Source organism: Streptomyces sp. NPDC000151, from assembly GCF_040301705.1.
Lineage (GTDB): Bacteria > Actinomycetota > Actinomycetes > Streptomycetales > Streptomycetaceae > Streptomyces.
On the sequence record NZ_JBEPFC010000201.1, the window covers coordinates 1 to 10916 of the forward strand.

General features: G+C 72.1%; 7 protein-coding genes. 3 read left to right on the forward strand and 4 right to left on the reverse strand.

Annotation, left to right across the window (positions count from 1 at the left end):
* A partial coding sequence (locus ABT381_RS32945; protein ID WP_351600791.1) for an ATP-dependent helicase C-terminal domain-containing protein occupies nucleotides 1–1226 on the forward strand: 1226 nt, incomplete at its 5' end.
* Between the two features lie 50 nt (nucleotides 1227–1276).
* Here ABT381_RS32945 and pgfA read toward each other — a convergent pair.
* From pgfA to ABT381_RS32960, 3 genes are all read right to left on the reverse strand, one after another.
* Entirely contained in the window at nucleotides 1277–2242 is a 966-nt protein-coding gene (gene pgfA, locus ABT381_RS32950) for a cell envelope lipid trafficking protein PgfA (RefSeq protein WP_351600794.1), read from the reverse strand.
* A gap of 14 nt (nucleotides 2243–2256) precedes the next feature.
* A complete protein-coding gene (locus ABT381_RS32955) occupies nucleotides 2257–2391 on the reverse strand; it encodes an SPW_0924 family protein (RefSeq protein ID WP_351600797.1) in 135 nt (44 codons plus the stop codon).
* 191 nt (nucleotides 2392–2582) lie between these two features.
* The gene (locus tag ABT381_RS32960) at nucleotides 2583–4436 is read right to left on the reverse strand and encodes a lytic transglycosylase domain-containing protein (RefSeq protein ID WP_351600800.1); all 1854 of its coding nucleotides are present in this window, start codon (nucleotides 4434–4436) and stop codon (nucleotides 2583–2585) included.
* Between the two features lie 207 nt (nucleotides 4437–4643).
* Here ABT381_RS32960 and ABT381_RS32965 point away from each other — a divergent pair, with 207 nt between their 5' ends.
* Complete coding sequence (locus tag ABT381_RS32965) at nucleotides 4644–5495, forward strand: DUF4184 family protein (RefSeq protein ID WP_351600803.1); 852 nt, start codon at nucleotides 4644–4646, stop codon at nucleotides 5493–5495.
* 38 nt (nucleotides 5496–5533) lie between these two features.
* Here the strand turns inward: ABT381_RS32965 and polA are convergent, their stop codons facing one another.
* Nucleotides 5534–8191 carry a DNA polymerase I gene (gene polA / locus ABT381_RS32970; protein WP_467754641.1) on the reverse strand — a complete coding sequence of 886 codons (2658 nt, stop codon included), beginning with the start codon at nucleotides 8189–8191 and terminating at the stop codon, nucleotides 5534–5536.
* A 347-nt stretch (nucleotides 8192–8538) separates the two neighbouring features.
* Between polA and ABT381_RS32975 the strand changes: the two genes are divergently transcribed.
* The gene (locus tag ABT381_RS32975) at nucleotides 8539–10821 is read left to right on the forward strand and encodes an FdhF/YdeP family oxidoreductase (protein WP_351600808.1); all 2283 of its coding nucleotides are present in this window, start codon (nucleotides 8539–8541) and stop codon (nucleotides 10819–10821) included.
* Nucleotides 10822–10916 lie beyond the last annotated feature (95 nt).

A 10916-nucleotide genomic window follows, 5' to 3' on the forward strand; every position in this document is an offset into this window, starting at 1 on the left:
CCGAGGAGGTCGGCTGGGCGGACGGTGACGTGGTCGCGCGGAGCGTGGCGCGGCTCGGCGCGATCGAGCTGGTGTCCCGGCCGCTGCGGGACGCGTACGCCGGCCGGTGGCGGCAGGAGTCCCGGCGGCTGGCCTCGGCGCTGTCCGGCGCGACAGGTAAGGGCGCTCAGGACGGCAGCGCGACCGCCCCCGACAGCCGTGCGCACGCACCCGGCGAGGCCCCTGCAGCGACCCGCGGCGAGGGCGACGACGCCGTGGCCGGGGTCGTGGCGGCGCTGGCCTTCCCCGAGCGGGTGGCCCGTCGGCGCGGCGAGGGCTCCTTCGTGATGGCTTCGGGGACGGGGGCCGAGACCGGGAACGGGTCGCGGCTGCGGAGCGCCGAGTGGCTGGCGGTGGCGGTCGCGGACCGGCCCGTGACGGCGGCGTCCGCGCGGGTGCGGCTCGCGGCCGTGATCGACGAGGAGACCGCGCGGGCGGCGGCGGGGGCGTTGTTCGCCTCGGCCGAGGAGGTCGGCTGGGCGGACGGTGACGTGGTCGCGCGGAGCGTGGCGCGGCTCGGCGCGATCGAGCTGGTGTCCCGGCCGCTGCGGGACGCGGACCCGGCGCTCGTACGGGAGGCGCTGGTGGACGGGCTGCGCAGGGAAGGGCTCGGGTTGCTGCGCTGGTCGGACGGTGCGCGCTCGCTCCGGGAGCGCATGGCGTTCCTGCACCGGGAGCTGGGCGCGCCGTGGGCGGACGTCGCGGACGAGGCGCTGCTGGCGCGCCGGGACGAGTGGCTGGAGCCGGAGCTGGGCCGGGCGCGGCGGCGCGCCGACCTGGCGCGGATCGACGCGGGCCAGGCGCTGTCGCGGCTGCTGCCGTGGGCGAGCGGCGAGTCCGCGCGCTTCGACGAGCTGGCTCCGGAGCGCATCGAGGTGCCCAGTGGTTCGCGGATCAGGGTGGAGTACGGCGGCGATCAGCCGGTGCTGGCGGTGAAGCTGCAGGAGATGTTCGGGCTGCGGGAGTCGCCGCGGGTGGCGGGCGGCCGGGTGCCCGTACTGGTCCATCTGCTGTCGCCCGCGGGGCGCCCGGCGGCCGTCACCGCCGACCTCGCCTCCTTCTGGCGCGACGGCTACCGCTCCGTGCGGGCGGAGCTGCGCGGCCGCTACCCGAAGCACCCGTGGCCCGAGGACCCGGCGACGGCCGAGCCGACACGCCATACGAAGGCCCGGATGCAACGGGGCTGACGGCGCGCGACAAGGCTGACGGCAGGGCTGACGGCAGGCGCTGGGGGCGCTCAGGCGGCCATGGCGCGCCCTCCCGGGCGCCGTCCGCGCGCCTCCAAGTACAGGCTCACGGCCAGGAGCGCGGCGCCCGCGGCCAGGAGGTCCCACGGCAGGTAACTGGTGAGCAGCAGGACGAGCGTGCGCTGGGAGGAGACCAGGTCGACGGTGGCGTCCAGGTAGTCGGGACGCATCTTCACGTGTCCGGCGAACGCGGTGACCTTGCCGCCGCCGGGCAGCAGGTCGCCGCCGCGCAGTTCCTCCTTGTGGATCTCCTCGCCGTTGACGGGCGCTCCGGTGACCGGCTCCACCCAGAACATCCGCTTGGTGGTGTACCAGCGCGTGGTGCCCATCTTCTCGACGGCTTCCGGGGTGACGCCTTTGACCGGCATCTTCTTGGGGAGCGGGACCTTGGTCCAGGGGATGGTCTGTTCGAAGTAGTAGACGTCCAGGCCGTGGAAGCGGCGGGTGCCCTTGTAGTGGATGGGCGCAGACGTGCGGGTCTGGGCGTCGAAGTAGCTGTAGTCGCGCTTCTCGGTGAGGAAGGGCCACTTGTACTCGATGCCGTCGCGGCGCACCGGCTCGCCGTCGACCGCCTCGCCCTTCGCGTGCACCGGTTCCTGGGTGTGCGCGTCGAAGATGTAGCGCTCGGGGATCTCGGAGACCATCTTGCCGTCGGGGCCGGCCACGTAGGACAGCGCGTCCCAGACGACGACGTCGCGGCCGGCCGTGCGTTCGACCTTTTCGGAGGCCTCGACGTTGCCCTTCAGGGTCTGCACGATGCTGATCTTCGGGACCTTCTTGGCCTTCATGGTGCCGTAGTCGATGAGGGTGGCGGGCTTGGCCTCCAGGACCATCTCCTGGTACTGGCTCGGCGGGATCTTGGCGAGCCGGGGGAAGGCGTACCACCGCATCAGCGGGGCCAGGGCCGCGCAGAAGACGGCGAGAGCGAGCAGGACGAGGCTGGCCTTACGGCGCATGACGGCGGCCTCCCTCAGGGGTGCTCGGGGACGGTGGTCCGCAGCGGCTCGGGGGACGTCCGCCCTTCGGGGGCGCCGACGGCCGTGACGGTGAAGATCAGGGCGAGGGCGGCGGCCAGCCCGATCGCGGCTGCTGTGAGGGCACGCATGCTGGGCCTCCCGTTCGACTGGGGAACTCCCCGCCGCACCTGACGTGCTTTCAGGTGGTCAGGGCTGGGGCACCGTAGCAACGGGCGGCGGAGATGAGAACACGTTGCACCGACGAGGAAGCACGGGCCGGCATACAGAAGGGGCGCGACGCCTGCGCGTCACGCCCCTTCACTGCGTATCAGTGCGGGTGTCAGCCGACCTTGAGGTCCACCAGGAGCACCGCTCCGCCGGCCGTGGTGAGCCGGAGCTTGTACGTGCCGGGGTGGTTGTCGGTGAAGATCTCCGGCAGCTTCAGCAGGCCGTCGGCGTCGGTCTTCAGGCCGGCGAGGGTGCGTACGGGCGCGCCCTTGGCGTCCTTGAAGTACGGGCCTTCGGTGTTCTGCTCGGCCTTCGCGGGGTCAGTGGCGTCCCCGGCGATCATCGTGGCCGTGACGGCTACGCCGGCGGCGGCCTTGCCCTGGTAGGTCGCCTTCACCTCGATGGCGTCGGTGTAGGAGGCGCCCTCCGCGGCCTGCATCTTCTGGTCGGAGGTGCGGGCGAGGGCGTCGGCCTGCGGCCTGGCCTTGACGGTCGCGGTGAAGTCGGTGGCCGGCACGGCACGCCCCACCGCCGTCGCGCGGACGGTGTACGTCCCGGCCTTCTCGCCCGCGACCAGGGCCGGTGCGGTGGCGATGCCGTCCTTGTCCGTGGCCACGGTGACCTTGGCGGCGCCGCCCTCGAAGCGGGTGTCGCCGTCTCCGCGTATCTCGTACTGGACCTTCACGCCGGAGACCGTGCGGTCCTCGGTGTTCTTCGCGCGCACCTGGAGCCGGTCGGCGAACGTGTCGCCTGCGGTGGCGCTCACGTCCTTCTCCCCCACGCGCTGGAGGGAGGCGAGGGGCGCGGGCTGGGTGGGCGAGGGCGTCGGCGTGGGCGACTCGTTGGTGCCGCCCGGGGTCGTGCCGGGGGACGAGCCGTCCTCGGAGTCCGAACCGTCTCCGGAGCCGCCGTTGTCACCGGGCGCGGGGCTCGGCTCGGGCTTCGTCCCGCCGTCCGTACCCGTGCCGCCACCGGACTCGGTCCCGTCGCCGCCCTTGCCCGAGGTGCCGCCGCCCTTGCCCGAAGTGCCGTCGGTGCCCTTTCCGGCCTCGGTGTCCTTCCGGGAGCCGTCCCGGTCCTCGGAGCCCTTCGACGCGTCCCCGGAACCGGCCTTGTCCGAGCCGCTGCCTCCGGTCCCCGCGCCGGAACCGCCGGCGCGCGGCCCGGTCGGCAGGACGCCGGTGCCGTCGGGCACCTCGTGCGTGCCCTTGCGGTAGTACTCGTACCAGGACAGCACCGTGCGCAGGTACTCCTCGGAGTGGTTGTAGCCGAGGATCGCGCGGTTCATGTCCGCCTGGACCGACAGGTCGCGGTCGGCCGCGCACAGGTAGCGGCCGGCCGACAGGGCCGCGTCGTAGACGTTGTTGGGATCGCTCGCGCCGTCGCCGTTGGCGTCCGTGCCCCACCTCGCCCAGGTGGACGGGATGAACTGCATGGGGCCGACCGCGCGGTCGTGCGTGGTGTCGTTGTCGAAGCGGCCGCGGTCGGTGTCGGTGATCCGGGCGAAGCCGTTGCCGTTGAGCTGGGGGCCGAGGATGGGCCGCAGCGTCGTGCCGTTCTCGTCCACCGCGCCGCCGCGGGCCTGTCCGGATTCGACCTTGCCGATCGCGGCGAGCAGTTGCCAGGGGAGATTGCAGCCGGGGTGGGTCCGGGCGAGGGACGCCTCGGCCTCCTTGTACGCGGCGAGCACGGTCGCCGGTATGCCGGACTCCGCGGGGCCGGTGGCTATGGGTCCGTCCCCGCCCTGCTGCTTGCCGGGTGGCTGCGGGCTGACGAGCGGGGGCAGGTCGGTGAAGTACGAGGAGTCGCCGTCGATGGGGGCGTCGCCCCGAGGGGCTTCGCGGGAACTTCCGGCGGCGTCCGCGGCGTCGGGCGCCTGGGAGGCGGTCAGCGCGGCGAGGGCCAGCGCCACCACCACACTGGAGGCCGCTCCTTTGCGGAGCCGTCGGCCGAACTTGGCTGCCATGTGTCCTACTCCCCCTCCGCGTTGACCCACCGCGCTGGGTGCACGGTGTCGCGCTCTCGGCGCTCCAACGCACGCGACACTACGACAACTCCCCGCCCGCAGCTACCGTTCCCGGCTCGCCATCACTGTCTGCTCACATCCGGCATACTGCCTCGAATCGATCACTCGATCATGTCCAACGGTCGGGTCCGGTCAGGAAGAGGGACCATGCCGTTCACACTCAGTCATGCCGCGGCGGTGCTGCCTGCCATACGCCGCAACGGTACGGCGCGCGGGCCGCTGCTGGTGTCCGCGCTCGTCGCCGGGTCCTTCGCGCCGGATCTGACGTACTTCGCGGACACGGCCGTGCCGGGTGCGATGGCGTACGGAGAATTCACGCACGCGCCGGCCGGTGTTCTCACCGTGGACACACTGTGCGCAGCGCTGCTGGTCGGGTGCTGGCTGCTGCTGCGCGATCCGCTGCTCGCGCTGCTGCCGGCAGCCTGGCGGGGCAGGGTGGGGGCGCTGGTCCGCGGCCCGGACCGGCGGGAGCTGTCCCGTGGGCGGTTCGCGCTGCGCTTCTGGTACTCGGCGGTGCTCGGCGCGCTCACACACATCGTGTGGGACGCGTTCACGCACCCCGGGCGCTGGGGTGTGCGGCTGCTGCCCGTACTGCGGGAGCCGGTCGCCGGGTGGCCGGTGTACGCGTACGTGCAGTACGGCACGTCGGCGGTGGCGCTCGTGGCCCTCGGGTGGTTCGTGTGGTCCGCGCTCCATCGGGCGCCGCACGGCGCCGCCCCCGAAGGGCTGCCCGCGCTCGGCAATCGTGCGCGGCTGCTGTGCTGCGTGCTGCTGACGCTGTGCGTACTGATGGGGGCCTGGCACCGGGTGCTGCGGGCACATGCGGTGTACGGCGGGGCGGCGACGTGGTTCGACCACGTGCCGACGGCGCTCTTCGGTGCGGGCGCCGGGCTGGGCGTGGCGCTCCCGGTGTGGGCGGCGGCGGTCCGGCTGAACGACCGCCGGCGCCGTACGCGGGGCGTCGCCGCCCCGGCGGAAAAGACCGCGGCCGGGGGCTGAACAGGTCCCTGCTCAGCCCCCGGCCGTCTCGTCACGGGTCAGTGCGCGGCGGACTCCCAGTCCCCGCCCGAACCGACGGAGACGTCCAGCGGGGCGCGCAGCTCGACCGCACCGGCCATCTCGCGCCGTACCAGCTCCTCGACCTGCTTCTGCTCGCCGGGCGCCACCTCGACCACGATTTCGTCGTGGACCTGGAGCAGCATCCGGGAGGTGAGCCCGGCGGCGGTCAGTGCCTCGCCGACGCGCAGCATCGCGATCTTGACGATGTCCGCCGCGGTGCCCTGGATCGGGGCGTTCAGCGCCATCCGCTCGGCCATCTCGCGGCGCTGTCGGTTGTCGCTGTTGAGGTCGGGCAGATAGCGGCGGCGGCCGAGCATGGTCTCGGTGTAGCCCGTGGCGCGGGCCCGGTCGACGACCTCCTGCAGGTAGTCCCGCACGCCGCCGAAGCGCTCGAAGAAGTTGTCCATGAGCTTGCGGGCCTCGTCCGGGGAGATGCCCAGCTGCTGGGACAGGCCGAACGCCGACAGGCCGTACGCCAGCCCGTACGACATCGCCTTGATCTTGCGGCGCATCTCGGGGTCGACCTCGGTCTTGGGCACCGAGAAGACGTGCGAGGCCACCGTGGTGTGCAGGTCCTCACCGGAGGTGAACGCCTCGATGAGGCCCTCGTCCTCGGAGAGGTGCGCCATCACGCGCAGCTCGATCTGGCTGTAGTCCGCGGTCAGCAGCGTCTGATAGCCCTCGCCGACCACGAAGCCGCGGCGGATGGCGCGGCCCTCGTCCGTGCGGACGGGGATGTTCTGCAGGTTGGGGTCGGTGGAGGAGAGCCGGCCGGTCGCGGCCACCGTCTGGTTGAAGGTGGTGTGGATGCGGCCGTCCGCGGCGATGGTCTTGATCAGGCCCTCGACCGTCGTGCGCAGCTTGGCCTGCTCACGGTGGCGCAGCATGATCACGGGCAGTTCGTTGTCGGTCTGCGCCGCGAGCCAGGCGAGGGCGTCCGCGTCGGTGGTGAAGCCGGTCTTGGTCTTCTTGGTCTTGGGCAGGCCCAGTTCGTTGAAGAGGACTTCCTGGAGCTGCTTGGGCGAGCCGAGGTTGAACTCGTGTCCCGCGGCGGCGTGCGCCTCGGTGACGGCCTGCTGGACGGCGGCGGCGAACTGCTGCTCGATGCGCTCCAGCCAGCCGCGGTCGGCGGCGATGCCGGAGCGCTCCATGCGGGCCAGCAGCGCGCTGGTGGGCAGCTCGATGTCGCGCAGCAGATCGGCGGCGCCGACCTCCTCCAGGCGCGTCTCGAAGGCGGCCCCGAGGTCGAGCACCGTACGGGCCTTGGCCATCAGGGCCTCGGCCTCGGCCTGCTCGTCGGCACCGAAGGCCAGCTGGCCGTCGCCGGCCGCGGCGGGCGCCAGGTCGCGGCCGAGGTACTCCACGGAGAGCGCGTCCAGCGCGAAGGAGCGCCGGCCGGGCTTGACCAGGTAGGCGGCGAGGGCGGTGTCCATGGTGACGCCGTCGATCGCCCAGCCGTGCTCGGGGAAGATCCGCATCAGGCCCTTGGCGTTGTGCATCACCTTCGGGCGCGCGGGGTCCGCGATCCAGGCGGCGAACGCCCGGTCGTCGGCCTCGTCCAGCTGCGTCGGGTCGAACCAGACGGCGGGTCCCGCGGCGGTGGCCAGGGCGACCTCGGCGACCGAGCCGCTGCCCAGCTTCCAGGAGTCGACCGTGGCGACACCGAGGAGGGCACTGCCGTGCTCGGCGAGCCAGGGGGCGAGCTGCCCGGCGCCCGCGACGAGGCCGTCGATCTCGACGCCCGGCAGCGGCTCGACGGTGGCCGACTCCTCCCCTCCGGGGTCGACGGCCAGCAGGCGGTCGCGCAGGCCCTGGTTACGGATCTCCAGCGCCTCCAGGAACACCGTGAGGGTCTGCCGGTCGTAGCCCTCGCGGATCAGCTCGGCGGGGCCGCAGGGCAGCTCCACGTCACGGACCATCTCGGTCAGCCGGCGGTTGAGCTTCACGGCGTCCAGGTGGTCGCGGAAGTTCTGCCCGGCCTTGCCCTTGACCTCCTCGGCCCGCTCACACAGCTCCTGGAACGAACCGAACTGGTTGATCCACTTCGCGGCGGTCTTCTCGCCGACACCGGGGATGCCCGGCAGGTTGTCCGACGGGTCGCCGCGCAGCGCGGCGTAGTCCGGATACTGGGCGGGGGTCAGGCCGTACTTCTCGAACACCTTCTCCGGGGTGAAGCGGGTCAGCTCCGAGACGCCCTTGGTGGGGTAGAGCACCGTGACGTCGTCGCTGACCAGCTGGAAGGCATCGCGGTCACCCGTGACGATGGACACCTCGAAGCCCTGCTCCGTGGCCTGCGTGGCGAGCGTGGCGATGATGTCGTCCGCCTCGAAGCCGTCCGTCGCGAACCGCTTCACGTGCATGGCGTCCAGCAGCTCGCCGATCAGCTCCACCTGCCCCTTGAACTCGTCGGGGGTCTTGGAGCGATTGGCCTTGTAGTCGGGGAACTCCTCCGAGCGCCAGGTCTTGCGCGAGACGTCGAAGGCCACCGCGAAGTGGGTGGGCGCCTCGTCGCGCAGGGTGTTCGCGAGCATCGAGGCGAAGCCGTACACGGCATTCGTCGGTTGCCCCGTGGCGGTGGTGAAATTCTCCGCGGGCAGGGCGAAGAACGCCCGGTACGCCATGGAGTGCCCGTCCATCAGGAGCAGCCGGGGACGCCCTCCCCCCGCGGTCTCGCTGCCGGTCGATTCGCTCTTCTTCGCTGCCTTTGCTGCCACGCCCCCGATCCTGCCACGCCCCACTGACAATCCCTGCCGCGGCGGCCGCCCCGGCCGCTCCCGGCGCGTGCCTGTGGACAACGGCATCACCCTCACCATCACACCCTGTGGACGACCGGCCGACGGTCGGTGGCGCGTGGCAGGATCGACCACGGCGGAAGGAGCGTGCATGACTTGTTCCATGCATGATCCTGATGCCTGAATGGTGATATACAGAACGGCTGCTCGCGCACGGCAGCTCAGCAGAATCGGCACCCAGGGAGACCGCCATGGCAGGCAAAGCACCCGAGTCGGACCCGGTACAGGACGCGCCCGAGGTCAGCGGCCCGAAGCACTCGGCCGTCGGCCTGCCCGCCATCACCAACGCCTTGCGGATCTCCCAACAGCAGATGGGTGTGAAGCGCACGGCGCTGACGCTGCTGCGGGTGAATCAGAAGGAAGGCTTCGACTGCCCCGGCTGCGCCTGGCCCGACCCGGACCACCGGCACGCGGCGGAGTTCTGCGAGAACGGCGCCAAGGCCGTCGCCGAGGAAGCCACCCTGCGGCGCGTCACGCCCGACTTCTTCGCCGCCCACTCCGTCGCCGACCTCGCGGGCCGCAGCGGCTACTGGCTCGGCCAGCAGGGCCGCCTCACCCAGCCCATGTACCTCGCCGAGGGCGCCACCCACTACACCCCTGTGCCGTGGGAGCGCGCCTTCGACCTCATCGCCGAGGAGCTGACCGGCCTCTCCTCTCCCGACGAGGCCGTCTTCTACACCTCCGGGCGCACGAGCAACGAGGCCGCGTTCCTGTACCAGCTCTTCGCCCGCGAGTACGGCACGAACAACCTCCCCGACTGCTCGAACATGTGCCACGAGTCCTCCGGCTCGGCCCTCACCGAGACCATCGGCATCGGCAAGGGCAGCGTCTCCCTGAAGGATCTGTACAAGGCCGACCTGATCATCGTCGCCGGTCAGAACCCGGGTACGAACCACCCCCGCCAGCTCAGCGCCCTGGAGAAGGCCAAGGCCAACGGCGCGAAGATCATTTCGGTCAATCCGCTGCCCGAAGCCGGCCTGGAGCGGTTCAAGAACCCCCAGACCCCGCGCGGCCTGGCCGGCGGCGGCACCTCCCTCACCGACCTCTTCCTGCAGATCCGGCTCGGCGGCGACCAGGCCCTCTTCCGGGCGCTCAACCACCTCCTCCTCCAGACCGACGGCGCCCTCGACGAGGACTTCATCCGGGAGCACACCCACGGCTTCGAGGAGTTCGCCGCCGCCGCGGGCGACGGCCTGGACTGGGACGAGACCCTGCGGGCCACGGGTCTGACCCGCGCCGAGATCGACGAAGCGCTGCGCATGGTCCTCGCCTCGAAGCGGACGATCGTGTGCTGGGCGATGGGCCTCACCCAGCACAAGCACTCCGTCCCCACCATCCGGGAAGTCGTCAACTTCCTGCTGCTGCGTGGCAACATCGGCCGCCCCGGCGCCGGCGTCTGCCCCGTACGCGGCCACAGCAACGTCCAGGGCGACCGCACGATGGGCATCTTCGAGCGCCCCGCGCCCGACTTCCTGGACGCCTTGGAGAAGGAGTTCGGCTTCGCGCCGCCCCGCGAGCACGGTTACGACGTCGTACGGGCCATTCGTGCGCTGCGCGACGGGCAGGCCAAGGTCTTCTTCGCCATGGGCGGCAACTTCGTCTCCGCCACCCCCGACACCGAGGTCACCGAAGCCGCCGTGCGCCGGGCGAACCTCACCGTCCACGTCTCCACCAAGCTCAACCGCTCGCACGCCGTCACCGGCGCCCGCGCGCTGATCCTGCCCACCCTCGGCCGCACCGAGAGGGACCTCCAGGGCGGCGGCGAGCAGTTCGTCACCGTCGAGGACTCCATGGGCATGGTGCACGCCTCCCGCGGCCGCCTGGAGCCTGCGAGCCCGCACCTGCTGTCCGAGCCGGCCATCGTGTGCCGCCTCGCCCGCCGGGTCCTCGGCACGGACAGCCGCATACCGTGGGAGGAGTTCGAGAAGGACTACGCCACGATCCGCGACCGCATCGCACGCGTCATCCCCGGCTTCGAGGACTTCAACGCCCGCGTCGCGAGCCCGGACGGCTTCGCCCTGCCGCACGCCCCGCGCGATGACCGCCGCTTCCCCACCGCCACTGGCAAGGCCAACTTCACCGCGGCGCCGGTGGAGTTCCCCGCCGCCCCCGAAGGCCGGCTGCTCCTGCAGACGCTGCGCTCGCACGACCAGTACAACACCACGATCTACGGCCTGGACGACCGTTACCGCGGCATCAAGAACGGCCGCCGGGTGGTCCTGGTCAATCCCGAGGACGCCCGCGCCCTCGGGCTCGCCGACGGTGCCTACACCGACCTCGTCAGCGAGTGGACCGACGGCAGCGAGCGCCGCGCCCCCGGCTTCCGAGTCGTGCACTACCCGACGGCGCGCGGCTGCGCCGCCGCGTACTACCCGGAGACCAATGTCCTGGTCCCCCTGGACCACACCGCGGACACCAGCAACACCCCCGCCTCGAAGTCCGTGGTCGTCAGGCTGGAGCCGGCCGGCCTCTGACCCGCCTCGCATACACGGCCGCCGGGCCGGTGCGGGCCAGCACCGGACCGGACCCGCACCGGACCGCACCTGACCGGCCCGCACCGGCCCGGCCC

What these genes read in the sequence shown, in the direction of transcription:
- ABT381_RS32955 (WP_351600797.1), bottom strand. Translation starts at nt 2,391, where the DNA reads ATGCGTGCCCTCACAGCAGCCGCGATCGGGCTGGCCGCCGCCCTCGCC.
- ABT381_RS32965 (WP_351600803.1), top strand. Translation starts at nt 4,644, where the DNA reads ATGCCGTTCACACTCAGTCATGCCGCGGCGGTGCTGCCTGCCATACGC.
- ABT381_RS32975 (WP_351600808.1), top strand. Translation starts at nt 8,539, where the DNA reads ATGGCAGGCAAAGCACCCGAGTCGGACCCGGTACAGGACGCGCCCGAG.
- pgfA (WP_351600794.1), bottom strand. Translation starts at nt 2,242, where the DNA reads ATGCGCCGTAAGGCCAGCCTCGTCCTGCTCGCTCTCGCCGTCTTCTGC.
- polA (WP_467754641.1), bottom strand. Translation starts at nt 8,191, where the DNA reads ATGGACGGGCACTCCATGGCGTACCGGGCGTTCTTCGCCCTGCCCGCG.
- ABT381_RS32960 (WP_351600800.1), bottom strand. Translation starts at nt 4,436, where the DNA reads ATGGCAGCCAAGTTCGGCCGACGGCTCCGCAAAGGAGCGGCCTCCAGT.